This window comes from Acidovorax sp. Leaf191 (assembly GCF_001424425.1).
Taxonomy (GTDB): domain Bacteria; phylum Pseudomonadota; class Gammaproteobacteria; order Burkholderiales; family Burkholderiaceae_C; genus Acidovorax.
Genome location: NZ_LMPT01000019.1, coordinates 455,616 through 479,452, shown reverse-complemented (window position 1 = coordinate 479,452; position 23,837 = coordinate 455,616). Strand labels below are relative to the sequence as shown.

General features: G+C 68.2%; 23 protein-coding genes. 12 read left to right on the top strand and 11 right to left on the bottom strand.

What is annotated here, in order from left to right:
• The first annotated feature begins 60 nt into the window (after positions 1 to 60).
• The gene (locus ASG27_RS16210) at positions 61 to 303 is read left to right on the top strand and encodes a SlyX family protein (RefSeq protein ID WP_056418468.1); all 243 of its coding nucleotides are present in this window, start codon (positions 61 to 63) and stop codon (positions 301 to 303) included.
• 52 nt (positions 304 to 355) lie between these two features.
• Positions 356 to 757, top strand: coding sequence for a hypothetical protein (locus ASG27_RS16205; RefSeq protein WP_056169476.1), 402 nt, complete (start codon positions 356 to 358; stop codon positions 755 to 757).
• A 33-nt stretch (positions 758 to 790) separates the two neighbouring features.
• Here ASG27_RS16205 and ASG27_RS16200 read toward each other — a convergent pair whose 3' ends face one another.
• Positions 791 to 1,423 carry a TetR/AcrR family transcriptional regulator gene (locus tag ASG27_RS16200; protein ID WP_056418464.1) on the bottom strand — a complete coding sequence of 211 codons (633 nt, stop codon included), beginning with the start codon at positions 1,421 to 1,423 and terminating at the stop codon, positions 791 to 793.
• A 56-nt stretch (positions 1,424 to 1,479) separates the two neighbouring features.
• Between ASG27_RS16200 and ASG27_RS16195 the strand changes: the two genes are divergently transcribed.
• Positions 1,480 to 3,594, top strand: a complete 2,115-nt coding sequence (locus ASG27_RS16195; protein ID WP_056419119.1) for an NADPH-dependent 2,4-dienoyl-CoA reductase — start codon at positions 1,480 to 1,482, stop codon at positions 3,592 to 3,594.
• 146 nt (positions 3,595 to 3,740) lie between these two features.
• On the opposite strand, the gene ASG27_RS16190 is transcribed toward ASG27_RS16195, so the two are convergent.
• Positions 3,741 to 4,460 carry a 3'-5' exonuclease gene (locus tag ASG27_RS16190; protein ID WP_082486013.1) on the bottom strand — a complete coding sequence of 240 codons (720 nt, stop codon included), beginning with the start codon at positions 4,458 to 4,460 and terminating at the stop codon, positions 3,741 to 3,743.
• 33 nt (positions 4,461 to 4,493) lie between these two features.
• The gene (locus tag ASG27_RS16185) at positions 4,494 to 6,074 is read right to left on the bottom strand and encodes a CYTH and CHAD domain-containing protein (RefSeq protein WP_056418461.1); all 1,581 of its coding nucleotides are present in this window, start codon (positions 6,072 to 6,074) and stop codon (positions 4,494 to 4,496) included.
• Between the two features lie 319 nt (positions 6,075 to 6,393).
• On the opposite strand from ASG27_RS16185, the gene ASG27_RS16180 reads away from it, so the two are divergent.
• Together ASG27_RS16180 and ASG27_RS16175 are read left to right on the top strand one after the other, a co-directional pair.
• Positions 6,394 to 8,010, top strand: a complete 1,617-nt coding sequence (locus ASG27_RS16180; protein ID WP_235504059.1) for a methyl-accepting chemotaxis protein — start codon at positions 6,394 to 6,396, stop codon at positions 8,008 to 8,010.
• A 32-nt stretch (positions 8,011 to 8,042) separates the two neighbouring features.
• Positions 8,043 to 8,246 (top strand): hypothetical protein, encoded by a 204-nt coding sequence (locus tag ASG27_RS16175; protein ID WP_056170610.1) that lies wholly within the window; start codon positions 8,043 to 8,045, stop codon positions 8,244 to 8,246.
• A gap of 51 nt (positions 8,247 to 8,297) precedes the next feature.
• Here ASG27_RS16175 and ASG27_RS16170 read toward each other — a convergent pair whose 3' ends face one another.
• Positions 8,298 to 9,581: a sensor domain-containing diguanylate cyclase gene (locus ASG27_RS16170; protein ID WP_056418459.1), complete on the bottom strand. Its 1,284-nt coding sequence runs from the start codon at positions 9,579 to 9,581 to the stop codon at positions 8,298 to 8,300.
• A gap of 91 nt (positions 9,582 to 9,672) precedes the next feature.
• On the opposite strand from ASG27_RS16170, the gene ASG27_RS16165 reads away from it, so the two are divergent.
• Positions 9,673 to 10,014 (top strand): DUF6172 family protein, encoded by a 342-nt coding sequence (locus ASG27_RS16165; protein WP_056418456.1) that lies wholly within the window; start codon positions 9,673 to 9,675, stop codon positions 10,012 to 10,014.
• A gap of 104 nt (positions 10,015 to 10,118) precedes the next feature.
• On the opposite strand, the gene ASG27_RS16160 is transcribed toward ASG27_RS16165, so the two are convergent.
• Positions 10,119 to 11,405: a DEAD/DEAH box helicase gene (locus tag ASG27_RS16160; protein ID WP_056418453.1), complete on the bottom strand. Its 1,287-nt coding sequence runs from the start codon at positions 11,403 to 11,405 to the stop codon at positions 10,119 to 10,121.
• A gap of 183 nt (positions 11,406 to 11,588) precedes the next feature.
• On the opposite strand from ASG27_RS16160, the gene ASG27_RS16155 reads away from it, so the two are divergent.
• Positions 11,589 to 12,056: a DUF2721 domain-containing protein gene (locus ASG27_RS16155; protein WP_056418450.1), complete on the top strand. Its 468-nt coding sequence runs from the start codon at positions 11,589 to 11,591 to the stop codon at positions 12,054 to 12,056.
• The gene (locus ASG27_RS16150; protein ID WP_056418447.1) at positions 12,053 to 12,415 is read left to right on the top strand and encodes a translation initiation factor Sui1; all 363 of its coding nucleotides are present in this window, start codon (positions 12,053 to 12,055) and stop codon (positions 12,413 to 12,415) included. The genes ASG27_RS16155 and ASG27_RS16150 overlap by 4 nt, the downstream gene beginning before the upstream one ends.
• 48 nt (positions 12,416 to 12,463) lie before the next feature.
• Here ASG27_RS16150 and ASG27_RS16145 read toward each other — a convergent pair whose 3' ends face one another.
• The 3 genes from ASG27_RS16145 to ASG27_RS16135 are packed head-to-tail and all read right to left on the bottom strand — an operon-like array spanning position 12,464 to position 17,720.
• On the bottom strand, positions 12,464 to 15,040 hold the full coding sequence (locus ASG27_RS16145) for a response regulator (RefSeq protein ID WP_156370786.1): 2,577 nt from the start codon (positions 15,038 to 15,040) through the stop codon (positions 12,464 to 12,466).
• Positions 15,041 to 15,052: 12 nt separating this feature from the next.
• Entirely contained in the window at positions 15,053 to 15,511 is a 459-nt protein-coding gene (locus ASG27_RS16140) for a response regulator (protein ID WP_056169456.1), read from the bottom strand.
• A complete protein-coding gene (locus ASG27_RS16135) occupies positions 15,504 to 17,720 on the bottom strand; it encodes an ATP-binding protein (RefSeq protein WP_056418446.1) in 2,217 nt (738 codons plus the stop codon). Before ASG27_RS16135 ends, ASG27_RS16140 begins: the two co-directional genes overlap by 8 nt.
• Before the next feature lie 300 nt (positions 17,721 to 18,020).
• On the opposite strand from ASG27_RS16135, the gene ASG27_RS16130 reads away from it, so the two are divergent.
• Together ASG27_RS16130 and ASG27_RS27315 are read left to right on the top strand one after the other, a co-directional pair.
• Positions 18,021 to 18,254: a DUF3820 family protein gene (locus tag ASG27_RS16130; RefSeq protein WP_056170603.1), complete on the top strand. Its 234-nt coding sequence runs from the start codon at positions 18,021 to 18,023 to the stop codon at positions 18,252 to 18,254.
• Positions 18,255 to 18,320: 66 nt separating this feature from the next.
• A complete protein-coding gene (locus ASG27_RS27315; RefSeq protein WP_200912439.1) occupies positions 18,321 to 18,497 on the top strand; it encodes a LiaI-LiaF-like domain-containing protein in 177 nt (58 codons plus the stop codon).
• Positions 18,498 to 18,638: 141 nt separating this feature from the next.
• Here ASG27_RS27315 and serB read toward each other — a convergent pair whose 3' ends face one another.
• Positions 18,639 to 19,352: a phosphoserine phosphatase SerB gene (gene serB / locus ASG27_RS16120; RefSeq protein WP_056418443.1), complete on the bottom strand. Its 714-nt coding sequence runs from the start codon at positions 19,350 to 19,352 to the stop codon at positions 18,639 to 18,641.
• Between the two features lie 125 nt (positions 19,353 to 19,477).
• Positions 19,478 to 20,524 (bottom strand): phosphate/phosphite/phosphonate ABC transporter substrate-binding protein, encoded by a 1,047-nt coding sequence (gene phnD, locus ASG27_RS16115; RefSeq protein ID WP_056418440.1) that lies wholly within the window; start codon positions 20,522 to 20,524, stop codon positions 19,478 to 19,480.
• Positions 20,525 to 20,932: 408 nt separating this feature from the next.
• On the opposite strand from phnD, the gene ASG27_RS16110 reads away from it, so the two are divergent.
• Entirely contained in the window at positions 20,933 to 22,423 is a 1,491-nt protein-coding gene (locus tag ASG27_RS16110; RefSeq protein ID WP_056418436.1) for a carotenoid oxygenase family protein, read from the top strand.
• A gap of 115 nt (positions 22,424 to 22,538) precedes the next feature.
• Complete coding sequence (locus tag ASG27_RS16105; RefSeq protein WP_056418434.1) at positions 22,539 to 22,757, top strand: hypothetical protein; 219 nt, start codon at positions 22,539 to 22,541, stop codon at positions 22,755 to 22,757.
• 27 nt (positions 22,758 to 22,784) lie between these two features.
• On the opposite strand, the gene ASG27_RS16100 is transcribed toward ASG27_RS16105, so the two are convergent.
• Positions 22,785 to 23,822, bottom strand: coding sequence for an NAD(P)H-quinone oxidoreductase (locus tag ASG27_RS16100; protein WP_235504058.1), 1,038 nt, complete (start codon positions 23,820 to 23,822; stop codon positions 22,785 to 22,787).
• Between the last annotated feature and the right edge of the window lie 15 nt (positions 23,823 to 23,837).

Below are 23,837 nucleotides of genomic sequence, written 5' to 3'. Positions count from 1 at the left end.
GCGCGGCGGTTGCTGGCAGGGCAGTGCCCACCAATAAGTTCACGGTTGTATTGGAAACCTATGGAATCTACCTCTGAGCCCAGTCCTGAGCAGCGGCGAATCATCGAGCGGCTGGAGAGCCTGGAGATCAAGGCCAGCTTCACCGAAGACCTGCTGGACCAGCTCAACATGACCATCTACCGCCAGCAAGAGCTGATCGACCGGCTGGCGCGCGAGGTGATCCAGCTGCGCCAGCAAGCGCCGGAGGGCGGTGGCGCCGCGGCGCCGCGCAACCCGCGCGACGAGCTGCCGCCGCACTATTGACGATAAAAGGCCCACCCCGCCGTACACCGCGCTCCGCGTCGAAAGGCTGCCCATGCCATCCTCCACGCTCACCCAATCGGCCCTGGCCCTGTGCGGCGCAGGCGCCGCGCTGCACCTCTACACGGTAGTGTTCAAGGCAGCGGGCGGCGAGGAGGGCGCGGGTGCCAGCGCATTTCTCATCGGCCTGTGGGTCTTCTCGTGCGCGCCGTACGCCATCTCTGCCTGGCTGGCACGGGGCCGCTGGGCGGCGTGGGCCCTGGGGGCGGCTGCCGCGTGCCTGGTGGCAGACCTGTACATGCACTACAGCGTCTTCGTGGCCCCGGCGGGCTCCACCGCCGCGCTCGGCCTGCTGTTCATGCCGCTGTGGAACCTTGTCATCATCGGCCCGGCGGGAGCATTGCTGGCCGGGGCTGTGCATTGGGCCTGGCGCCGCAAGGCGGGCGCAGCGGGCTGACCGGCAGTCGCAACAGCCGCGAGGGCCGCGCTGTCACGCCTTGACCGAGCGCCACGCTGCCGCGGCCAGCTCGCTGCGGTAGGTTTCGGGCGACGGCAGCGTGCCCGGCCCGGCGCGGTCCGAGAGCCAGGCCCGGCAATAGCTCTGCACCGGCCCCATCACCAGCGAGGGCATCAGCTCGCACGGCAAGTCCAGCACCGCACCGGCGCGGCGCTGCGGCTCGAACCAGGCCACCAGCGCCTGGTTGCGGCGGCGGGCCGCCTCGGCCAGGTCGGGCGAGCGCGGGCCCGCCGCCACGGCGCCCCGGGCCTGGAACAAGAAGCGCGCCCGCTCGGGCTGCGCCACCACCCAGTCGAGGTACCCGGTGACCAGGGCGCGCACGCCAGCTTCCACGCCGCGCGAGGCATCGAGCTGCGCCTGCACGCTGCGCGACTGGTCGTGAAAGATGTCGAAGAACAGCGCCGCCACGATGCCGTCGCGGTTGCCGAAGTGGTGATAAATGCTGCCCACGCTGGCCCCGCAGCGGGCCCGCACGCCGTCGATGGTGACGGCGTCCACGCCGCCTTCGGCCGCGCAGGCGAGGGCGGCGTTCAGGATGTCCTGGCGGCGGTCTGCGGTGGCTTCGGTCGGAGGGGCGGGCGGGTTGGGGGAAGTGCGGCTTGCCATGGCATGTAATTCTAGAATAAAGTTCTAGAAAATATTTCTAGTCCACGATGGTGCCCATGCAGTCTTCTTCCGCCGCTCCCACAGCCTTCCCTGCAGCCGCCGCCGCCACGCCCGGCGCAGCCTTGTACCCGCACCTGCTCGCGCCACTGGATCTGGGCTTCACCACGCTCAAGAACCGCGTGCTCATGGGCTCCATGCACACGGGGCTGGAGGACGGGCGCGACCTGTCGCGCATGGCGGCGTACTTCCGCGAGCGGGCCGAGGGCGATGTGGGCCTGATCGTGACCGGCGGTTTTGCGCCCAACATCGCGGGCTGGGCCAAGCCTTTTGCGGGTACGTTGTCCACGTCGGGCGCGGCGCGGCGCCACCAGGTGGTCACGCGGGCCGTGCACGAGGCGGGCGGCAAGATCGCGCTGCAGATCCTGCACACGGGCCGCTACGCCTACCACCCGCTGGCGGTGGCGCCCTCGCGCCTGCAGTCGCCCATTTCGCCGTTCACGCCGTTCGCACTGTCGGCCCGCGGGGTGGAGCGCCAGATCCGCGCGTTCGTCAACTGCGCCGTGAAGGCGCGCGAGGCGGGCTACGACGGCGTGGAGGTGATGGGCTCGGAGGGCTACTTCATCAACCAGTTCCTGTCGCAGACCACCAACCTGCGCCAGGACGCCTGGGGCGGCGACTACAGCCATCGCATGCGCCTGCCGGTAGAGATTCTGGCCCGCATGCGCGAGGCCGTGGGGCCGGACTTCATCATCATCTACCGCCTGTCGATGATCGACCTGGTGCCCGGCGGCAGCAGCTGGGACGAGATCGTCACCCTGGGCAAGGCCGTGGCCACGGGCGGTGCGAACATCGTCAACACCGGCATCGGCTGGCACGAGGCGCGGGTGCCCACCATTGCCACCAGCGTACCGCGCGCGGCGTTTGCCTGGGTCACGCAGAAGATGAAGGCCGAGTTCGCGGCGGCAGGCATTGCCACGCCGCTGGTCACCTCCAACCGCATCAACACGCCCGAGGTGGCTGAAGCCGTGCTGGCCGACGGCTGCGCCGACATGGTGTCGATGGCCCGCCCGCTGCTGGCCGACGCCGCCTTTGTGAAGAAGGCCGCCCAGGGCCGGGCCGACCGCATCAACACCTGCATCGCCTGCAACCAGGCCTGCCTGGACCATGTGTTCCAGAACAAGACCAGCAGCTGCCTGGTCAACCCGCGCGCCTGCCACGAGACCGAACTGGTCTACCGCCCCATCGCCACACCGTCGGCCCGCAAGCGCATCGCCGTGGTGGGCGCCGGGCCTGCGGGCCTGACGGCGGCCACGGTGGCGGCCGAGCGGGGGCACGAGGTGCACCTGTTCGACGCGGCGCCCGCCATCGGCGGCCAGCTCAACATGGCCAAGGTGATCCCGGGCAAGGAGGAGTTCCACGAAATGCTGCGCTACCTGACCGCGCGGGTGGAGGACACCGGCGTGCAGTTGCACCTGAACCGCGTGGTGGAGGCGGCGGACCTGGCCGGCTTCGACGAGGTGGTGGTGGCCACGGGCGTGCTGCCGCGCGACCCGCAGATCCCCGGACAGGACCACCCCAAGGTGCTGAGCTACATCGACGTGCTGCGGCACCGCAAGCCGGTGGGCGAGCGCGTGGCCATCATCGGCGCGGGCGGCATCGGCTTTGACGTGGCCGAGTTTCTGACCCACGGCGAGCACCCATCCACCACGCTCGACGTGAGCGCGTGGCAGGCCGAATGGGGCATCACCGACCCGGCCGCAGCGCGCGGTGGCCTGGTACCCGCCGGGCCGCACGCCACGCCGCCGGCGCGCCAGGTGACGCTGCTGCAGCGCAAGAAGGGCAAGCTCGGTGGCGGCCTGGGCAAGACCACGGGCTGGATCCACCGCACGGTGCTCAAGATGAAGGACGTGCAGATGGTGGGTGGCGTGAACTACGAGCGCATTGCCGACGAAGGCCTGCTGGTGTCGTACGGCGAGAAGCGCGAGGACCCCACCTGGATCGCCTGCGACACCGTGGTGCTGTGCGCGGGCCAGGTGCCGCTGGCCAGCCTCGCGCAGGCGCTGGAGGCCCAGGGCCGCAAGCCGCACCTGATCGGCGGCGCGCTGGAGGCGGGGGAGCTGGATGCCAAGCGCGCCATCGACCAGGCGGCGCGGCTGGCTGCGCGGTTGTGATGGGCGCGGCACACACCACACCACGCTGCACCAGTAGGTGACGCCGCGAGCGATTCAGGCAGCGGATTTGATATAAAAAAGGCCCTACCGCTTGATAGTCAAGCGCTAGAAGCTATTGTTTTTATAGCAATTGAATCGACCGCGCCTTACGCAGCAGGTGCGGCAGGCACCTGCAGCGCATGGAACACCCGCAGCGCTGCCCAGGCGTCGTTGGCGGCGTAGAGCACCTGCGCTTCGGTCAGCCGGTCGTTGGCCCAGTTGGACGTCGCGGCCTTCTTGGATTTGAGAAAGCGCCGGTTGAACAGCACGGCCACGGCGGCCTTCACGCCCATGTCCTTGCGGTAGCCGCGTTGGCGGAACACGGTGTTGAGCTCCAGCACATCGGCGGGCTCCACGCCCAGCTTGGCCTTGATGCGCTTGGTGTCGTCCCCCAGCCCGAAGCCTGCCTTGGTCACGCCGCGCAGGGCCAGCAGTTCGGCCACGCGCGCGCGGCATCCGGCATCCTGCAACTGAAACACCCAGGCGTGGTCCAGCGTGGCCAGCTGCACGATGTGCGGGCCGTCCGACGCCTCCCCCTGCACGAAGGTGGGCTTGGATTCGGTGTCGAACCCCCAGGCCGTGGCGGCGCACAGCGCGTCGCGCGCGCGGTCGGCCTGCTCCGGCGTGCGCACCAGCGTGATGCTGTCCATGCCCAGCCGCTCGAAGGCGTCGAGCAGGGCGATCTGCTCCTTGCCGGGGATGGCCTGGTGGTGCGATGGGTGCGCGCGGCCGTGGGGGGCGGTGTCGGCGGTGGTGGGGGTGTTGGGGGAAGGGGTCTGGGTCTGCCCGTGCGCGACTGCGCGCCGGGGTGGGGTGGGGGCCGTCATGCTGGGGATTGTGCCCGGTGCCCGGCGGCGGGGTCAGGGCCTGCGCGCCTTTGCTGCCTTTGCTGCCTTCGGGACCTTAGGGGCCTTGGGCTTGTGCAGGCGCGGCACCTCGCCAATACGCGCCAGCGCCTTGCGGCTGGCCGTGGTGGTGCGCGGGAGGCGGGCGGCCAGCCAGCCCACGCCGAACCAGGCGCGGGCGTCCCGGGTGGCGATCTCGGTGTACAGGTCGCTGGCCACGCGTTCATCGTGCAGCCGGCCCAGCGCGGCCAGGGCGGGGCGCAAGCTCTGCAGAAAGGCATCGCCCTCGTCGCCATCGAAGGCGGGCTCCAGAAACTCCGCCAGGTAGCGCAGGCGCTTCAAGCGTTTGCGCAGGCGGTGCTGCGCGGGCGCGGCCAGCGTGTCGATGCGGCGCCCGTCGGCGAGCACCTGGGTGCGCAGCGATTGCAGCTTCTTCTGGAGTGTGCGGCGCACGTCCTTCGGGGGCAGGGCCTGTGCGCCGTCGGTGGGCTCCGCCTTGTCGGCGGTGAAGCCCATGAGCTCGACCAGCGCGGACTGAAAGGCCGGCGTGCGCACAATGTCCGCCGCGGCATGGCCTGGGGCGTCGCCCAGCGGCATCAGCAGCGAGGCCGGTGCGCCCGCATCGCGCAGTTCTGCGTTGATGGCGCGCAGGATTTGCTCGCGGTCGCGCAGGCTGCCCAGGCGCTGAAAAACGTCCCGCAGCGCAGGCTCCCAGTGCGGGGCGAAGCGCCCGGGGGCCAGGGCGTCCAGCTCGCGCAGCGCGGTGCGCAGGCGGCGGATGCCGATGCGCAGCTGGTGGACATGCTCGGCCAGGTCGGTGGTGGGCAGCGTGGTTTCGACGATTTCGCTGGCATTGGCCAGGATCTGCACCAGGCAGTGGGACAGCACGGTGCGCTGCAGGTGGGCCGCATCCAGAAACAACGGCGCGGCGCTGGCCGCGCGCAGCGGGCGGGCCGACACCGCCGGGCGCACCCACTGCGGGGCCAGCAGCCGCTCCCCGCGTTCAGCCTTGGAAATGGTGCTCAGCACCAGGCCGTGCTGGCGTGCCCAGGTGTCGGCCAGCCGGGCCAGGCCGGCCACGGGGCCGCTTTTGAGTTCGAGCTCCAGCTCGCAGATGCGGGCCTCCTGCTGCTGCGGGGTGCCGCGGCGGGCCACCACGCGGCCGGTGTCGAGCGCCAGCTCGGCCATGCCCCCGGCAAAGCGGATGTCGCGGGTGATGCGGTCCATCTCGGTGCCGTAGGTCTCTGCCAGGGGGCCGGCCGCACCCTGCAGCGCGCGCATCAGGATGTCTCCGGCCGGCGATCCCGCATGCAGGTCGGGCTGCAGCGCGGGTGCGCCAGCCGGGCTGGCCGCGCCGCGCTCCACGTTGTGCTCGTGGCGGTCCAGCGGGCCCTCGCCCAGGGCCTTCACGGTCTGCACCCAGCGGTCGCCTTCCCGCCGCAGGCGCAGCGCGATGCCGCGGGACGACAGGGCGGCATCGGGCGTGTCGAAATAGCGCGCCTCCATGCGAATGGGCGTGTGCCGGCTGCGGCGAACGGCGGCGGTGACGGCGGCCAATTGCGCTGGGGGAATGCAGAACTTGAATTCGATTTCCATGGTGCCCGGGTATTTTCAGTGAGTGCGAATTATCGTGGAGTGCGGTGCTGGCCGTGCGTTGGCGATGGAACCGCTGCCTGTGCAGTCATGCGATTTGGACGTAGATGCCAGGTACGGTGCATTGCTTTGTTGCAGATAATCAATTTCAAGATAATGAAATGATCGTGAATGTATTATCAAGGAACGAATGAATACCAAGTCATGATTTTGTCACTTGAAACAAATAGTATCTGAACACCGGCGGATATGTCGCACAGGTAGCCGCTTCCCAAGGCTGCCACTCCGCCGGGTCGACCAGAAAGTTCACATGCTCCAGACCATGAAAATCGGCACCCGCCTGGCCTTGGCGTTCGCGGTGCTTTTGCTCTTGCTATCGGCACTGGCCGCAGGCGGCATCAGCGGCGCCAAGCGCCTGACCGAGCGCAGCGCGGCGCTGTATGGCGACCGCACGGTGCCGCTGGGCGTGCTGGCGGATATCAGCCACCTCACGCAGCGCAACCGCGTGCTGGTGATGGACATGCTCATGGACCCGGGCACTGCCAACCAGGCCACCCACGCGGCGCTCACGGCGAACGTGGAGCGCATCCGCACGCTGTGGAAGACCTACACCGCCCAGCCGCTCGGTGCCGAAGAAGACGCACTGGCCCGCGCGTTCGCACAGGCCAATGCCACCTACCTCGACCAGGGGCTGATCCCCGCCGCCGCCGCGCTGGTGGGCGGCAAGTACGACGACGGCTCCGAGCTGTACATCAACCAGATCCGGCCCCACGCCGCCAAGGTGCAGGACGCCGTGCAGCGGCTGGTGGAACTGCAGGTGCGCGTGGCGGCCGATGAATTCGGCGCCGCACGCGCCATGAGCGAGACCATCCATGTGTGGATGCTGGCGGCCACCGCGCTGGCGCTGCTGGCAGGTGCGGCGATGGCGGTGGTCATCACCCGGTCCATCTCGCGGCCGCTGCAGCAGGCCGTGGCCGTGGCGCGCACGGTGGCCGGGGGCGACCTGAGCGCGCGCATCGAGGTGCGCGGCACCGACGAGACCGCCGAGCTGCTGGGCGCCCTGCGCGAGATGAACGGCCAGCTGGTGCGCGTGATCACCGAGGTGCGCGACAGCACCGAGACCGTGGCGCGCGACGCGGTGCAGATCGCGGGCGGTGCCGAAGACCTGGCCCGCCGCACCGAGGTGCAGGCATCGAGCCTGCAGGAGACGGCCGCATCGATGGAACAGCTGACCGCCACCGTGCAGCACAACACCGACAACGCAGGCCGCGCCACGCGCTTGGCGCAAGAGGCCAGCAAGGTCGCCAACGAAGGCGGCAGCGTGATGCAGGACGTCATCGCCACCATGCAGGAGATCAACGCCCAGTCGCGCAAGATCAACGACATCATCAAGGTCATCGACGACATCGCCTTCCAGACCAACCTGCTGGCGCTGAATGCCGCGGTGGAGGCGGCCCGGGCGGGCGAGCAGGGGCGCGGCTTTGCGGTGGTGGCGGGCGAGGTGCGGGGTCTGTCGCAGCGCAGCAGCACCGCGGCGCGTGAGATCCGCGGCCTCATCACCGCCAGCGTGCGGGGTGTGGAGCGCGGCTCCACCCTGGTCGGCCAGGCGGGCGAGCGCGTGGCCAACACCGTGCGCCATGTGGACCAGGTGGTGGAGCTGATCAGCGAGATCCAGGGCGCGGGCCAGGAGCAGGCGCGCGGCATCGCGCAGATCGGCGAGGCCGTGCGCCAGCTCGATGTGGCCACGCAGCAGAATGCGGCGCTGGTGGACGACAGCTCGTCGGCCTCCACCGGCATGAAGAACCAGGCCCGGCGCCTGCTGGATGTGATCCGCCAGTTTCAGCTGGGCCCGCAGGCCGCGGCGGCCGGCGACGAGCCGCTGCGCCTGGCCGGCGCGGACACCGCAGTACAGCCCCGGCTGTCCATGGCGCCCCGGTGAGCTCCCGCGCCGACCACCCCGTGCCCATCCCCATGAACCGGACGGACGTCCTCATCGCCATTGCAGAGATCGCCCACACGGGCGGCGCGGCCACGCCCGAAGACGCCATCGCGCAACTGGCCATGATCATCGACGACCTGGAGCTGTCGCACGGCGGCGCCGAGCACGTGATGGAGATGCTGCTGCGCATCGCGGCCTGCCTGTGGAACCTGCAGCAGGAGCGGATGCGGATCTGACCGGGGCCCGCCGTGGCCCGGCGGCGATGGCCGCGCGGGCAGGGGGGGCGGTCAGTGGCCCGGCGTTTCTGGCTGCGGACCGGTGGGCTCCAGCGATGCGATCTGGTTGCGCCCCCGGTGCTTGGCCAGGTACAGCGCCTGGTCCGCACGGTCGAGCGCATCGCGCAGGCTGCGGTCGGTCTGCCGAAAGGCCCCCAGGCCCATGCTGGCGGTGATGCCGTAGGGCTGGCCTGCATCGTCGCTCAGTTGCAGCGCCCGGATGCTGGCGAGGATGCGCGTGGCCACCTCCAGCCCCTCGTCGATGGCGGTGAGCGGCAACAGCACGCCGAATTCCTCGCCGCCCAGGCGGCCCACGACGTCGCTCGCGCGCAGCTGGCTTTTGACGGCCTGGGCAAACGCCGCCAGGGCGCGGTCGCCCTCCAGGTGGCCGAAGCGGTCGTTGATGGACTTGAAGTGGTCCAGGTCCAGCATCAGCAGGGTGATGGGCTCGCCATTGCGCAGCGAATGCGCGTACACCGACTCGGCGCATTCCAGGAACGCGCGCCGGTTGGCCATGCCGGTCAGCATGTCGGTGGTGGCCAGGCGCTGCAGCTCGCGCTCCAGGTTCTTGCGCTGCGTCACGTCGCGGTAGATGCCCTCCACACCCGCAAAATGGCCGGCGTGGTCGTACAGCGCGTGGCTGCTGATGGAGATGTCGATCACCTGGCCGTCGCGGCGCACCATCTGGCCGGGGAAGTCCGAGACCTCGCCCTGCGCGAGGATGGCCGCCTTGAACGCATCGCGGTCGGAGCTTTGCGGGTAGTACGACTCGGCCGTGCGGCCCTCGATCTCGTGCGGCTCGTAGCCCAGCACGCGCCGCACGGCCGGGCCCACGTGCTGCACCACGCCCTGCGCATTGGTGCGGTAGTACACGTCCTGCATGTTCTCGAACAGGCGGCGATAGCTCTGCTCGCTCTCGCGCAGCTCGGCCTCGATCTCGCTCTGGTGCGTCATGTCCAGGCCGGTCATCAGCACGGCGGGCGCGCCCTCCCAGTCGATGGCGACGCTGCTCACCAGCACCATGCGCAGCTGGCCCTGCTGCGTGCGCACGCGGAATTCGGAGGATTTGTTGGGCCGGCGGGCCTGCTCGGCCCCCGCCACCTGCCGCACGCGCCGGTTGGAGCGGCGCTGGTCCAGCGGGTGCACGAACTCGGCGAGCACCCGGCCGACCAGCAGCTCCGGGCTGTCGAACCCCAGCAGCTGCGCACCCGCCGCATTGGCAAAACGGACGGCCCCGTCCTGGGTGACCAGTACCGCCGCCGGAAGCGCTTGCAGCAGATCGATGGGGTGGTGCATGGGTGTGGTTGTCACCGGAGGTTGTGCCCCATTGTGGCACCTGCTTTTTGGTGTGGGAATGGGGTGAATGTCAGGGGCGCTACCATCACCCATGAGAAAAACTTTCCAACTCCACGCCGAAGGCAAGCATCCGGACCGCATCCTGGACGCCGTCAAACACGAAATCCGCAAGTACATCAAGCGCGAACGCCGCCGCGATCTGCCCCCAGGCGCCGACTACTGGGACTTCGATTGCCGCTTCGGCAGCACCCAGGACGCGGCCGAGGTGGTGCACCTGTCCGCGCTGACCGAGCGCATCAATGCGGTGGCGGCCGAGGGTGGCCCGCAGTTCTACGTCGAGATCTTCGCCAAGCCCGGCCAGCGCAAGGCGCGGCCCGCAGGCGCAGAGCCTCACGGCGAGGGCGATGAGGGGATGGACGACGAAGAGGCCTGACCCAGCCGGCCCGGTGACAGCGGGGCGGCCCGGTCGCTGGGTGACGAGGTCAGACCATGAAGCGCTGGAGGCATGCCCCGGCGCTTTTTTGTTGCTGCCGGGGTCTATCCCTTTCCGGGCTCTGGTTCTGCGCCAGCGGCTGCGGCCGTTGCTGCAGCGGCCCGCAGCTTGTCCTTCTTGCTCGGGCGCCTGCCCTTGATGCCGCCCGTGCCGGCGGGTGACTGCGCATCGGGCGCAGCCGCCGGGGCCGTTTCGGTGCGCTCGAAGCCTGCGATCTGCTCCAGCGGCAGGGCCAGGTGCTGGCGCTTTTCGATCAGCCGGAAGTGCGCCTCGGCCTCGGCCGTCACAAAGCTCACGGCCACGCCGCTTTCGCCCGCGCGGCCCGTGCGGCCGATGCGGTGCACATAGTCCACGGCCGAGCGCGGCAGGTCGTAGTTGACCACCGCGGGCAGTTGCGCAATATCGATGCCGCGTGCGGCCAGGTCGGTGGTCACCACTACCTGCCAGCGTTCATCCTTGAACTCCTGCAGCACTTGGTTGCGGGCGCCCTGGCTCAGCCCGCCATGGAACGGCGAGGCGAAGATGCCGGCCTTGTAGAGCTTTTCAGCCACATGCTCGGCCGCGTACTGCGTGGCCACGAACACCAGCACGCGCGACCAGCCGTGCTCCTTGACCAGGTGGCGCAGCAGCTGGGTGCGGCGGGCAGCATCCACCGCAATGGCGCGCTGCTCGATGGAAGGCTCGTTGCCCGGCGTGTGGGGTACTTCGACCCGCACGGGGCTCTTGAGCAGTGCATCGGCCAGCGCCTGGACCGCGGCCGGGAAGGTGGCCGAGAAAAACAGGTTCTGCCGCTGCCCGGGCAGCAGCGCCAGCACGCGTTGCAGTTCTTCGGCAAAGCCCAGGTCCAGCAGGCGGTCGGCTTCGTCCAGCACCAGGTGCGCCACGGCGGACAGGCGCAGCGCGTTGTGCTCCACCAGGTCCAGCAGGCGCCCGGGCGTGGCCACCACGATGTCGGCGCCGCCGCGCAGGCCCAGCATCTGGGGGTTGATCGACACCCCGCCGAACACGATCGCCACCTTCAGCGGCTGCTGCAGGTGCTGGGCCAGGCTGCGCAGCACCTCGCCCACCTGCGCGGCCAGCTCGCGCGTGGGCACCAGCACCAGGGCGCGCACGCGGCGCGGCCCGGAGGTGGCGCTCAGGGGCAGCAGCTGCAGCAGAGGCAGGGCAAAGGCGGCGGTCTTGCCCGAGCCGGTCTGCGCGGCGCCCAGCACGTCCGAGCCTTGCAAAATGGCCGGTATGGCCTCGGCCTGGATGGGCGTGGGCGCAGTGAACCCCAGCTGGGTGGCGGCATGGACGAGGGCCGGGGACAGGCCGAGGGAAGCAAAGGGCATGGGCAGGGGGCAGGGCGGGCGCACTCAAGGCACATCCGGAAGGGGCCGAAGGGCGCTGCGCGTGGAGGAAGGGAAGGCGCCATTGTCGCCGCAGTTGCGGCGGCGGCACAGGGGCTGCCCGGCTGCGGGCGGTGGCACCGATAATCAGGCCGCCTGCTTTTTCGTCATTTCTTCTTCGCAACCATGGCCCTGACCCTCGATCCGTCCAACATCACCCATGGCATCCAGCTCGCGGTGGCGCCGGTGTTCCTGCTCACCGCCGTCTCCGGGATGATCGGCGCCGTGGCCGGCCGCCTGGCCCGCATCATCGACCGGGCGCGTGTGGTGGAAGACCGCGCACGCGCCAACACCGAGCCCGAATTCCTGTCCCGTGCCTACAAGGAACTGGCCGACCTGCGGCTGCGCGGGCGGCTGGCCAATGGCTGCATCGGGCTGCTCACGTTCTGCGCTTTCCTGATCGGCATCACCATCATCTTGCTGTTCCTGGGCGAGACGACGAACTTCCAGTCCAACCGGCTGGCGGTGGCGGGCTTCCTGGCAGGGGTGGCCTCATTCCTGCTCGCGCTCGTGTGCTTTCTGACCGAAACGCTGCTGGCCACGCGCCTGCTGGACTTTCACATGCTGCAGAACGAAGTGGAGCACAAGCGATGAAGTCGTTCGCGGACCTGGGCGGGCTGGTGTACTCCACCGACGCGGGGCGCATGTGCCCGGGCTGCCGCCAGCCTGTGGCGCAGTGCGTCTGCCACCAGAACAAGCCGCTGCCTACGGGCGACGGCATCGTGCGCGTGTCGCGCGAGACCAAGGGCCGCGGCGGCAAGGCCGTGACATTGGTCAAGGGTGTGCTGGTGGACGACGCCGCGCTGGAGCAGCTGGGCAAGCAGCTCAAGGCCGCCTGCGGCAGCGGCGGCACGGTGAAGGACGGCGTGATCGAAGTGCAGGGCGACCATGTGGACCGCGTGATGGCCGCGCTGCAGAAGCTGGGCCACAAGGTCAAGCGCGCGGGCGGTTAAGGCCGCCCCGCCGACCGCCGGGTCGGCGGGGGCGACGGGGCGCGGCGACTAGAACGCAGCCTTGACCAGCGTCTGCACCTTCTGGCCGAACACATGCAACTCGAAAGGCTTGGTCAGCACCTGCATGCCGGTGGGCAGGTGTCCGTGGCTGAGCACCGCATTTTCGGCATACCCGGTCACGAACAGCACCTTGAGCGCCGGATGCGTCGTGCGGGCCGCATCGGCCACCTGGCGGCCATTCATTCCGCCGGGCAAGCCCACGTCGGTGACGAGCAGCGTCACGGAGGGGTCGTGCTGCAGCAGCTCGACCGCGCCAAGCCCGTCCTCTGCCTCCAGCACGCGGTAGCCCATCTCACGCAGGACCTCCGCCATCAACGCGCGGACCGAGGCTTCATCGTCGACCACCAGAATGGTCTCGCCCAGCCCGGTGTTGCCGAGCGGTGGCGCCTGCGCGGTGTGCTCATTGCGGACAGTGTCTTCACCCAGGTGCCGCGGCAAGAAGATGCACACGGTGGTGCCTGCGCCCACTTCCGAGTGGATCCTGGCCTGCCCCCCTGACTGGCGCGCGAAGCCGTAGACCATGGAAAGACCCAGGCCGGTCCCCATTCCAAGGGGTTTCGTCGTGAAAAAGGGGTCGAACGCGCGGGCGATCACTTCGGCAGGCATGCCGGTACCGTCGTCGGTCACGGCAATCGACACGTACTGGCCCGGCCGCATGCCTTCGTCGCTGGCGGTGCGTTCATCGATGGACCGGTTGGTGGTCTCCACCACCAGGCGGCCGCCGTCGGGCATGGCATCGCGGGCATTGATGCACAGGTTCAGCAGCGCATTTTCGAGCTGTCCGGGGTCGGCGAGCACCGGCCACACGCCGGTCCCGGCAAGCACTTCCAGCGCAACCTGCGGTCCTATGGAGCGGCGAATGAGGTCCTCGAACCCGCCGATCAATTGATTGACCTGCACGACCTTGGGCTCGAGCGTCTGCTGGCGGGAGAAGGCCAACAGACGGTGCGTGAGCGCGGCTGCCCGTTTGGTCGCGGTCTGGCCCATCTCGATGTAGCGCAAGGACGGAGATTCCTTGCCAGCCTGCCGTTTGAGCAGCTCCAGGCTGCCCGAGATCGCACCGAGCAGGTTGTTGAAATCATGCGCCAGGCCGCCGGTCAGCTGGCCCACGGCTTCCATCTTCTGGGACTGCCGCAGTGCGGCTTCGGTCCGCATGAGTTCAGCGGTGCGCTCCTTGACCTTGCGTTCGAGCGAGTTCGCCAGCGCATGCAGGTTTTGTTCGGCGCGCCGGCGCTCCACCGCGTGGCGGGTTCTGTGCGCCACCTCGCGGATGAGGCTCATTTCGTCCGCCGTCCAATGCCGCAAGGTGGCATGGTTCAGGTACAGCAATGCCACCAAGCCGCCTTCCTCATTCACCGGCATGTTGATGACCGACTGCGCACTGATGGCGATCAGCGCATCGGCCGTATCGCGCGTGCGCGGGTCGGTGCGGGCATCGGCAAATACCACCGTCTCGCCCCGCTTGAGGTCTTCGATGTAGCTGCCGAAGTCCCGAAAATGAAGCGTGCCTGCCAAGGTCTCAATGCCCGGCGCGTTCCAGTCGCGGTCGATGGTGATCGTCTCTGCCTCGCGGTCGATCAAGCCGTAGCCAGCACGGCTCACGTCCAGCACCCGGCCCAGGGCCTCGGCGGCGCGGTAGGCGATTTCATGCGGCTCGTGCGGGACGCCATAGACATCGCGTTCCAGAAGCTCCATCAGCTGCGCACGCCGGCCGGCCAGCACGATGTCGGTGATCTCCTGCGAGATGCCGGCCATGTAGGCGGGTTGGCCCTGCGCATCACGCTCCAGGCGGCCCATGATCCGCACCCACGCCAGCTGGCCATCCGGCCGCACGATCCGGTACTCGATGCGGTAGTCCTCGCCGGTCGCGATCGTGTGGGCGACCGAGGCTTGCATGCGCGCCAGGTCATCGGGATGCACGGCGTCCAGCAGTTCGGCGTAGGTGAACGGCAGGGATTCGTCGCGGCCGAAGTTGGCCTTGCAGTGGCCTGAGGCCATGAGCTCTTGCCGCGCCAGGTCCAGTTGCCATACGCCCAGCTCGCCAGCATCGGTGGCGGCCCGCAGCCGCGCCTGCCCTGTTTCCACTTCGCGCACGCGCTGGGCCAGCTCCACCGTCAACCGTTCGGCTTCTTCCTTGGCGGTCTGCATCTCGGCCACTGCCGCGATGCGGGCTGACCGCTCTGCCACCTCGCGCAGCGCGCGGCCCAATACGGACGCGAGCCTTGGCAACCTCGACTTGCTCACATAGTCGGTCGCGCCGCGCTTGAGCAGTTCTACCGCGTTGTCCTCGCCGATCACCCCGGATACAAAAATGAAGGGAACCAGCGGCATCCGCTCGCGGGCCAGGTCCAGCGCCTCGGTGCCGGTAAAGCCGCCCAGTTCGTGGTCGGACAGGATGACGTCGAAACCGCCGCGCTCCAGCGCGCCCGCAAAGCCCTGGGCATTGCGAACCCATTCGATGTGGGCGCGGGGGTAGATACCCAGCAAGAATTCCTGGAGCAGTTCAGCGTCGAACGCGGAATCCTCCAGCAACACGACCCTCAGCGGGTGCTCCGATCGGACCATGGTGCCCAAGATCTACTCGTACCTGCGGTTGGTGCGCAGGGACCCTGGGGGCGGCTCATTGAGCACTGCCCAAAACACGCCCAGATCGGCGATGGCAGACACGAACTGCTTGAATTCGACAGGCTTGACCACGTACGCGTTGACACCCAGTTCGTAGCTGCGCAACAGGTCGCTTTCTTCCTGCGAAGAGGTCAACATCACCACCGGAACACTGCGCAGTGCCGGACTCTGGCGGACCGCTTCCAGCACCTCCAGTCCGTTGACCTTGGGCAGCTTCAGATCGAGCAGGATCACCGCCGGGTTGCCTTCGGCGCGGTCGGCATATTCGCCTTCGCGGCGCAGGTAGTCGAGCGCTGCGGCGCCATCGCGCAGCACCACGACGTCGTTGGCCAGCTGGCTTCGCTCCAGGGCCAGGAGCGTCAGTTCCTGGTCGCGCAGGTCGTCCTCGACCAGAAGAATCGGCTTAAGCATGATCGGACTCGTTCCCGACAGATTGAAAATTGGCAGCATTGTGCCCGGGCTCGGGGATCTCGAACCCAAAAGTGGCGCCATGTCCTACGTCGCTGTGGGCCCACACGCGGCCCCCGTGCCGCTCCACAATGCGTTTCACGTTGGCCAGCCCGATGCCCGTGCCCTCGAACTCTTCGGCCTGGTGCAGGCGCTGGAATACCTGGAACAGTTTGGCTGCATATTGCATCTGAAAGCCGACGCCGTTGTCCTGCACCTCCAGGCCCTGTCCTTCGGCGTTGCGAACGGCCCGCACCGTGACCACGCAGGGCTTGCTGTCGCGGCTGTATTTGACGGCGTTGCCCATGAGGTTGCGCACCGCCACTTGCAGCAGCAGCTGGTCGGCCATCAGCACGGGAAGGTGCGGGTCCACACGCCATTCGATGGTCCGATCGCGTTCGTGCCGGGAGATTTCGCGCACCAACCCTTCCACCAGGCTGTTGCAGTCCACCCGCTTGATTTTGAGCGCCGTGCGGCCCATGCGGGAAAAATCCAGCAAGGCATCCACCAACTGGCCGGCGAATGCCGCCGCATCCTTGACATGGCCCATGTAGCGGTGCGCACGGGCGGTGAGCGCCGTGCCTTCGGTTTCCATCACCAGGTCCACATAGCCAGCGATATGGCGCATGGGCGCCCGCAGGTCGTGCGATACGGTGTACGAAAAAGCCTCCAGCTCCTTGTTCACGCGGCCCAGCTCGCTGGCGATGGCGGCCAACTCCTCTGCGCGGCGCAGCACGACCCCGATCAGCGCCTGGCGCAGTTCACCGGCCGTGCCGATCTCTGCCGCGGACCAGGGGAGGCAATGGCCGCCGATTTGCTCCACCCAGCTTGCAAAGCTGTGGCGGGGGTGGATCCGCCCTGTCGCATCGGGCTGGCGACTCTTGCGCGGATCGCCCGCCCACGTCACCGTCTGAACCAGCTCGGGCCTGAACCACAAGATGACGTGGCGATGCACCTGCGAAATGGAAATGGCCAAGACGCCTGAAGCGGTGGTCTGCCATTCGGCTGCCTGCGGGTAGTGGGCGGTGAGCTGCGAACTTTCATAGACCTCATGGCCCATGCCCGCGACCCAGTTCGCCAGCTCCAGCAACGCATCGGTGGGCGGCGTCTCGCCCGCGGTCCAGGCCTGGTCGTCCAGCACCACGGCCGCACCCGTGGCACGGGCCAGGCGCAGCAGGAGCGACGGCTCGTCCACGATGCGGCGCAGGCTGGCGTCGCTGTCCGACAGGTGCGCCACCAGCTGCAGGGTCAGCTTGCGCAGCTCCAGCCGTGCCGCCACTTCTGCGGTGGCCTGTTTCGCATCGATCTGCATCGACAGAAACTGGCCGAGCAGCGAGCAGGCCGCGCGCATGCCGGAGTCCAGATACCGGGGCGCGTGGTCGTGGCACGAGGCCAGGCCCCACAACTTGCCGTCGACCACGATGGACACCGACATCGACGCCAGGGTGCCCATGTTGCGCATGTACTCCAGGTGCACGGGCGACACGCTGCGAAGGAACGCTTGGGACAGATCGATGTCGGGTGCCGTCGGCCCACCGGGCACGGCCAGCAGGGGGACCGCCTGGTAGTTGGCGTCCGGAATCAGCCGGAACCGGTTGGACAGATAGAGGGCTCGGGCCTGCTGCGGAATGTCCGTCGCGGGGAAGTGCAGCCCCAGATAGCTGTCGTACCCCGGCGCTACGGCCTCACCCAGCACCTCGCCATGGCCGTCTGCGTCGAACCGGTAGACGAGGGCGCGACCGAATCCCGTCAGGCGCTGCAATTCTTTCGCGGCCAGCTGGGCCAGTGCCTGGACCGTGTCGGCCTCTTGAAGACGGGGCAGGAAATCGCGAGCCACGCCATAGATGGGCTCCTCCGGCCGCTGTTGTGGAGGGGTGGGCTCGCACTCCAGAATCAGCTGTGTGGCGTTGCGATGCGCCCAGCAGGAGTGCATCTGGGCATCGATGTGGAGCACGCCCACCTGCATGGACACGCCGCCGGGTGGTGTGGCATGCAGGGCCTGATGGTCCATGGCAGTCAGGGCATCGGCAGCTGCATCGAACCAGTTGGCGCTCCAGGCTTGCAGGGTCAGCGTTTCACCGTCAAGAACCAGCATACGGCCATGCGGCTGGATGGCGCCGGGGATGCGAATGGGCTCTTGGTCACAGAGCGTGAGGTCCGAAGGAGTATTCATGGCGAGATCTGAGAACGCGGAGGGTCGGCTGCAATAGACCGGCGGGGAATTTCTTGTAGCATTTTCCAGCCCATGCCTATTTGATCACACGCGTTGCGGCCAGCTCTTTGCGCGCGCCGCCTTGCCGCTCTCGACAAAAGTGCGAGATTCCTCGCCTGCGGGCGTTAATCTTGAAAGCTGACCAACGCCTCACTTCCCTCATGGCAAGCTACCCATATCTCCTGGCACGGCGCGCAGAATGCGCGAGGCCGATTGCAGCAACACGTGCACAACAACCCCACGAGGTGAGCGATGCAGGCCATTGACCCCGACAAGCTGCACCGCCTGGTCACCGTGCAGATGCCCTACGGCAAGTACAAAGGCACGCTGCTGGCCGACCTGCCCGGCAACTACCTGCACTGGTTTGCGCGCGAGGGCTTTCCCAAGGGTGAGCTCGGGCAGTTGCTGGCGCTGATGCGCGAGATCGACCACAACGGCCTGTCCGATCTGCTCACGCCGCTGCGCGCCGGCGCCGCAGGTCGGCCTGCACCGTAGGCCCTGCGCGTTCCAGTCCCGCCATAATCGCGCTCAGACCACACCAACAACTCCGAGGGAATGCACATGAAGGGCAATATCGCTGCGATCGTTCTGGTCGTGCTGGGCGTGTTTTTTCTGCTGACCAACCTGGGGCTCATCAGCATCAGCCTGCGCGAGCTGCTGCGGGTGTGGTGGCCGGTGGCGCTGATTGCGGTGGGCGTGGCGCTGTTCTTCACGCCCGGCACCAAGAAGGACAAGTAGCCGCGCACAGCGGCAGGCTGCAGCAGCGTCAGCGCGACCGGGGCGGTTTGGCGCTCCTGGCTGCAGCGTATTTTCGGTGCCCTGCAAACACCCGCGGCAGGCTGTCGCATACCCCCATCCAGGGCCTTCAGCAGGCGTTGCTCAGCGCAGCACTTCCAGCAGCCGGTCGAGCCCGCCCTCGTTGATGGCCACCTTGGCCTGCGCGCGCACGGCGGGCTTGGCGTGGTAGGCCACGGACAGGCCGGCGGCGCCCATCATGGGCAGGTCGTTGGCGCCATCACCCACGGCAATGGCCTGCGATGGGGCAATGCCCATGAGCGACGCCACTTCCAGCAAGGTGCGGCGCTTTTCGGCACCGTCGCAGATGTCGCCCCAGGGCTGGTCCACCATGCGGCCGGTGAGCAGGCCGGCGTCCACTTCCAGCATGTTGGAGCGGGCGAAGTCGATGCCGAGCCCCGCCTTCACGCGGTCGGCAAAAAAGGTGAAGCCGCCGGAGACCAGCAGCGTGGTCAGGCCCGCTGCCTTGGCGGCGGTGATGAGTTCTTTGGCGCCGGGGTTGAAGCGCAGGCGCTCGGTGAACACCTGCTCCATGTGCTGCACCGTCACGCCCTTGAGCAGGGCCACGCGCTGGCGCAGGCTTTCCTTGTAGTCGGTGATCACGCCCTGCATCGCGGCTTCGGTGATGGCGGCCACTTCAGCCTTGCGGCCCGCGGCGTCGGCGATCTCGTCCACGCATTCGATGTTGATGAGGGTGGAGTCCATGTCGAAGGCGATGAGCTTGTAGCTCGACAGGGACAGCGGGGGCTCGATGCCCTGGACAACAAGGCCGGGGGCGAATTCGGTGGCGTGGGTCATGGCTTGGAAGAAAGAAGGTGCTGGGCGTGGCCGCAAACCCGCAATGGTATCGCCCACGCCCCCAAGCCCCCAAGCCCCCACGCCCCCGCACCCCTGCGCTTCACGCGCACGTTGCCCCGATGTGCCTATGACACGCTCGGCGGCAGCTTCAGTCGCAGTTCCAGCCGCGAGGCCCGCTCGCTGATGGCCCGTATGCGCTGCGCCTTGTCTGCGTCCGACAGGTCCTTGCTGCGGTTGACCTGCTGCCAGGCCACGAACATGTCGATGTCTCCGGCGGTGATCAGCTGCGAGTTTCTGGACTTTCTGAACGCCGAGAGGTTGTTGACCTGTTTGAGAATCTGCCCGTCCAGGGCGTTGTCCTTGCCGAACGAGGTGACGATGTGTTGGAGCCTGCGGCGCAGGTCCAGGGGGAGGGCGGTGGACCATACCAGCGGAGACTGCGGTATCAGCGGCGATGTCCACAAGATGCTGAGCTGGCCGGCCAGTGCGGGATTCTTTGCTTTGAACATGGCCAGCTCTTCGTCGTTGGCCGTGGCGATATCCACCTTGCGCTGCGCCGCCAGGGTGAGGTTCTCGACATGGCTGCCACGGCGCACTTCCCTGAACAGGCTGGCCGGGTCGTTGATGCCCCGCTTGACGAACGCGTAGTACAGCGGCACCAGGTGGCCCGAGAAGCTCTTGGTTTCGCCGTCGGCGAAGATCAGGCCCTTGCCGGGCTGCTGGGCAGCGTCCAGAGTCTTCAGGCCGCTGTCCTTGTGGGTGACGATGATGGCGTGGTAGCCGGTGCTGCCGGTGTCGGTCACCATCTGCGCGAAGACCTCGCCGACTCCGCGCTCGACCACGGCCAGCGCGGTGGAATTGCCCACCCAGGCGAGGTCGATCTCCCCGCTGGCAAATGCGCTCGCCAGGGCGCTGGAGTCCGGCGATTCCCACGTGCGCAGGGTGATCGGCTGCCCCAGTTCCTGCGCAATCCGCTGGATGAATGAACTCCACGAAGCCACCGCGGCATCGGCCCCGCGCGGCGTGATCACGGCAAAGACCAGCGGCGATTTGCGGGTGCCGCCCTGCGCCTGGGCAGCAGGCGGTGCGGCCAGGCCATGGGCTTGTGCCAGCAGCAGGCCGCCGGCGGCCAGCCACTGCCGGCGGCTGTGCGCAGCGTTCATATTCACCATTCAATATCTCCTGTCATTATTTTTGCAAACCGGAATGCTTTGCAGGCTGATTCGCCTGGAAGTATTCGGTGGGTGCAAGGTTAATGCATTGGATGGAATATGTTTGTCGTGATTTTGCAGGTGAAGATCGGTAAGAACCCTGGGAATTGAGAAACCTTTCAATTGACTTTCGTTTGGCTTTCAATAATGGTGGGTGTTAATACCCTGTGCAGTTGATTCTGCAAATAATGAACACCCGCTGCCGGATTGCATGGCGGGTCGTCATGGAGACGCGCCCACAGGGTTGTTTGAACTGCTTTGCGGCGCGGCGCGGTCATCCTTGGCCGTTGTCAGTGGCCAAACAGGGCTGGGGCGATGGCGGGACCTGGGTCATGATGGAGGCCGTCTGCCTGTTGCTTGAAACGCCCCATGACCACTGCCTCCACGGCTGTTCGCGCTGCGCCCGCGGGGTTTGCCACCCGCCTGCGCGGCCTGCAGTCCGATGCCCGCGAACTCACCGACGCCCCCGTGGAAATCCGCGGGCACATACCGCCCTGGCTGCTGGGCGGCAGCCTGCTGCTCAACGGCCCTGCGCTGTGGGACCTGCCGCACGGCAGCTACCAGCATTGGTTCGACGGGCTGGCCATGCTGCACCGCATCCGGTTCGCGCCGGGCGACATGGGCGGTGCCAGTGCAACCTACCGCAGCCGCTATCTGCAGACCGATGACCTGCGCGAGAGCCTGGCCGCGCGCAAGCCGGCGCGCGCAGCCTTTGGCACCCCGGACCCAAGGGGCTTCTTCCAGCGGCTGCGTCATCTGCGGCACCCCGTGGTCACCGACAACGGCGCGGTGGTGATGGCGCGTATCGGCTCGCAGTGGGTGGCGCAGACCGAGACGCCGCTGCTGACCAGCTTCGACCCCGACACGCTCAGGACCACCGGGCGCATCGAGTACGACGACGCCGAGGTGATCCACGTGATGTCGGCCCATGGCTTGACGGATGCGCAAGGCACCTACTGGAACGTGGGTGTGGAGATGGGCCCCCAGTGCACCTACAAGCTGTTCAAGATCGTGGCGGGCAGCCGCACGCGCGAGGTGATTGCGCGCTGGGCCGTGCGCCAGGCCGGCTACCTGCACGCATTTGCGATGACGCCCACGCACGCGCTGGTGTGGCAGCCGGCCCTGCGGGTCCATGCCATCCAGCTGGCGCTGTCGGGCAAGGGCTTCATCGACAACTTCAAGTGGAACGCTGCCGCAGGCTCGCGCATCGATGCCATCTCGCTGGTGGATGGCAGCGTGCGCAGCTGGGCGGTACCCGCGATGGCCAGCTTCCACGCGGTGCAGGCCTGGGAGGAGCCCAGCCCCGGCGGGCGCTCACCCGCGACGCTGGTGCTGGACCTGTGCACCACCGATGGCCCCGAGATCTTCAGCGCTCTGGGCCTGGCGCGCCTGCGTGCCGGCGAGCCCGTGGGTGTGACACACCGCGTGCAGCGCTACCGGCTGCAACCCGGCCACAGCGGCGCGCAGCCGCAAACGCTGGTGGACGGGGCCAGCGTGGAGCTGCCCTCGGTGCACGGCGCGTACTGGGGGCGCCAGCGGTCGCGCCACGCGTGGTTCGCAGGTTTCGACCCTGACGGCCAGGCACCCCTGTTCGACCGCACGGTGAAGCTGGACCTGGATGCCGGGCGCATTGCCGGCACCTGGCAGCGCCACGCGGCCGTGCAGCTGGAGCCCCTGTTCGTGGACCGCCCCGGCTCGACCGCCGAGGACGATGGCGTGCTGCTGGTGCCGACCCTGGCCGAGGGGGACGCGGGCACGGTGATCGGCGTGATCGACCCGGCCAGCATGCAGTGCCTGGCGACGCTGCACCTGCCGCAGGTGGTGCCGTTCGGCTTTCATGCGGCGTGGAAACGCGGATGAGCACCGGTGCAGCTCACGTGGCCTGCGGTTGACATGGGCGGTTTTGGCCGCATGTGGAGGTTTGTCAGGTAGCCTTGGGCATTCGCCGGCAAGACCCTCCACCGATAGGCCACAGATGAAGACCATTGACGAAATGCTGCACCTGGACTTGCTCACCGCCGAGCAGCACGTGGACATCAGCGCGTGGATTGCGCGTTCCGCCTCTCCCGACGACATCCTGCAGATGCCTGCGCCCCTGTGGCAGGCGCTGGAGCGCGCCAGCAAGGTGATGGGCATCGACGAGGACCTGTTGCGTCCCCCGTCCTTCGATGCCGACAGCCTGGCCCTGAGCTAGGGCGCGCAATGCAGGCCTGGGTGCATGTCATGGGCCGGTGCCACCCGGCAGCAACAGGATCTTGCCCACGCTGAGGCCCGACTCCATGCGCCGGTGCGCCTGCGCGGCCTCCGCCAGCGGGTAGGTGCTGTCGATCACGGGCCGGATCCTGCCGTCCGCCAGCGCCGGCAGCCACCCCTGGGCAAAGCGCTGGACCATGGCCTGCTTGACCTCGGGCGGGCGCGACTTCATCACCGTGCCAAAAATCTGCAGGTGGCGGTACAGCACCGCGTCCATCGGCAGTGCGGCCCCTTGCGCGCCGCCCAGCAGGCCCACGGCCACCAGGCGCCCGCCCACGGCCAGCGAGCGCACGTTGCGCTCCAGGTACGGCGCGCCGATGAAGTCGATCACCACATCGACGCCTTGGCCACCCGTTGTCTCGGCAACCACGGCCGCGAAGTCCTCGCTGCGGTAGTCGATGCAGACATCCGCCCCGAAGCCTTCGACCGCGCCGCGCTTGTCGCCCCCGGCCGTGGCGAACACGCGGGCACCGGCTGCGTGGGCCAACTGCACCGCCGCCGAGCCGACGCCACCGGCGGCGGCGTGGATCAGCACCGACTCGCCGGGCTGCAGGCGGGCCAGGTGGAACAGTGCTTCGTGCGCGGTCACAAAGACCTCGGCCACCGCGCCCGCAGCGATCAGATCCAGGCCCGCGGGCACGTGCATCGCCATGCGGTGGTCGATGCGCGAGAGCTCGGCGTAGGCGCCGCCGCCCACGATGCCCATCACCCGGTCGCCCACGCTGAAGCCGCGCACTTGCGGCCCGACCTCGACCACCGTGCCGGCGATCTCCAGGCCCATGGTGTCCGCATCGCCGAAGTAGGCGCGGCCATAGGCGCCCTTGCGGTGCGACAGGTCGGCGCGGTTGACGCCGATGGCGGCGTTGCGCACTAGCAGGTCGTGGGGGCGCACCTCGGGGGCTGTGATCTGGCGGGCCACCAGCACCTCGGGCCCGCCGAAGTCGTCGAACACGATGGCCTGCATGGTGGGCTGGCTTGCTGCAGGGGGCAGGGTGGGTGCTGGCATATGGAGGCTCCTTGC

Bases quoted from the DNA above. Each gene is read 5' to 3' on its own strand.
- ASG27_RS16210 (WP_056418468.1), top strand. From the start codon at position 61: ATGGAATCTACCTCTGAGCCCAGTCCTGAGCAGCGGCGAATCATCGAG.
- ASG27_RS16205 (WP_056169476.1), top strand. From the start codon at position 356: ATGCCATCCTCCACGCTCACCCAATCGGCCCTGGCCCTGTGCGGCGCA.
- ASG27_RS16200 (WP_056418464.1), bottom strand. From the start codon at position 1,423: ATGGCAAGCCGCACTTCCCCCAACCCGCCCGCCCCTCCGACCGAAGCC.
- ASG27_RS16195 (WP_056419119.1), top strand. From the start codon at position 1,480: ATGCAGTCTTCTTCCGCCGCTCCCACAGCCTTCCCTGCAGCCGCCGCC.
- ASG27_RS16190 (WP_082486013.1), bottom strand. From the start codon at position 4,460: ATGACGGCCCCCACCCCACCCCGGCGCGCAGTCGCGCACGGGCAGACC.
- ASG27_RS16185 (WP_056418461.1), bottom strand. From the start codon at position 6,074: ATGGAAATCGAATTCAAGTTCTGCATTCCCCCAGCGCAATTGGCCGCC.
- ASG27_RS16180 (WP_235504059.1), top strand. From the start codon at position 6,394: ATGAAAATCGGCACCCGCCTGGCCTTGGCGTTCGCGGTGCTTTTGCTC.
- ASG27_RS16175 (WP_056170610.1), top strand. From the start codon at position 8,043: ATGAACCGGACGGACGTCCTCATCGCCATTGCAGAGATCGCCCACACG.
- ASG27_RS16170 (WP_056418459.1), bottom strand. From the start codon at position 9,581: ATGCACCACCCCATCGATCTGCTGCAAGCGCTTCCGGCGGCGGTACTG.
- ASG27_RS16165 (WP_056418456.1), top strand. From the start codon at position 9,673: ATGAGAAAAACTTTCCAACTCCACGCCGAAGGCAAGCATCCGGACCGC.
- ASG27_RS16160 (WP_056418453.1), bottom strand. From the start codon at position 11,405: ATGCCCTTTGCTTCCCTCGGCCTGTCCCCGGCCCTCGTCCATGCCGCC.
- ASG27_RS16155 (WP_056418450.1), top strand. From the start codon at position 11,589: ATGGCCCTGACCCTCGATCCGTCCAACATCACCCATGGCATCCAGCTC.
- ASG27_RS16150 (WP_056418447.1), top strand. From the start codon at position 12,053: ATGAAGTCGTTCGCGGACCTGGGCGGGCTGGTGTACTCCACCGACGCG.
- ASG27_RS16145 (WP_156370786.1), bottom strand. From the start codon at position 15,040: ATGGTCCGATCGGAGCACCCGCTGAGGGTCGTGTTGCTGGAGGATTCC.
- ASG27_RS16140 (WP_056169456.1), bottom strand. From the start codon at position 15,511: ATGCTTAAGCCGATTCTTCTGGTCGAGGACGACCTGCGCGACCAGGAA.
- ASG27_RS16135 (WP_056418446.1), bottom strand. From the start codon at position 17,720: ATGAATACTCCTTCGGACCTCACGCTCTGTGACCAAGAGCCCATTCGC.
- ASG27_RS27315 (WP_200912439.1), top strand. From the start codon at position 18,321: ATGAAGGGCAATATCGCTGCGATCGTTCTGGTCGTGCTGGGCGTGTTT.
- serB (WP_056418443.1), bottom strand. From the start codon at position 19,352: ATGACCCACGCCACCGAATTCGCCCCCGGCCTTGTTGTCCAGGGCATC.
- phnD (WP_056418440.1), bottom strand. From the start codon at position 20,524: ATGGTGAATATGAACGCTGCGCACAGCCGCCGGCAGTGGCTGGCCGCC.
- ASG27_RS16110 (WP_056418436.1), top strand. From the start codon at position 20,933: ATGACCACTGCCTCCACGGCTGTTCGCGCTGCGCCCGCGGGGTTTGCC.
- ASG27_RS16105 (WP_056418434.1), top strand. From the start codon at position 22,539: ATGAAGACCATTGACGAAATGCTGCACCTGGACTTGCTCACCGCCGAG.
- ASG27_RS16100 (WP_235504058.1), bottom strand. From the start codon at position 23,822: ATGCCAGCACCCACCCTGCCCCCTGCAGCAAGCCAGCCCACCATGCAG.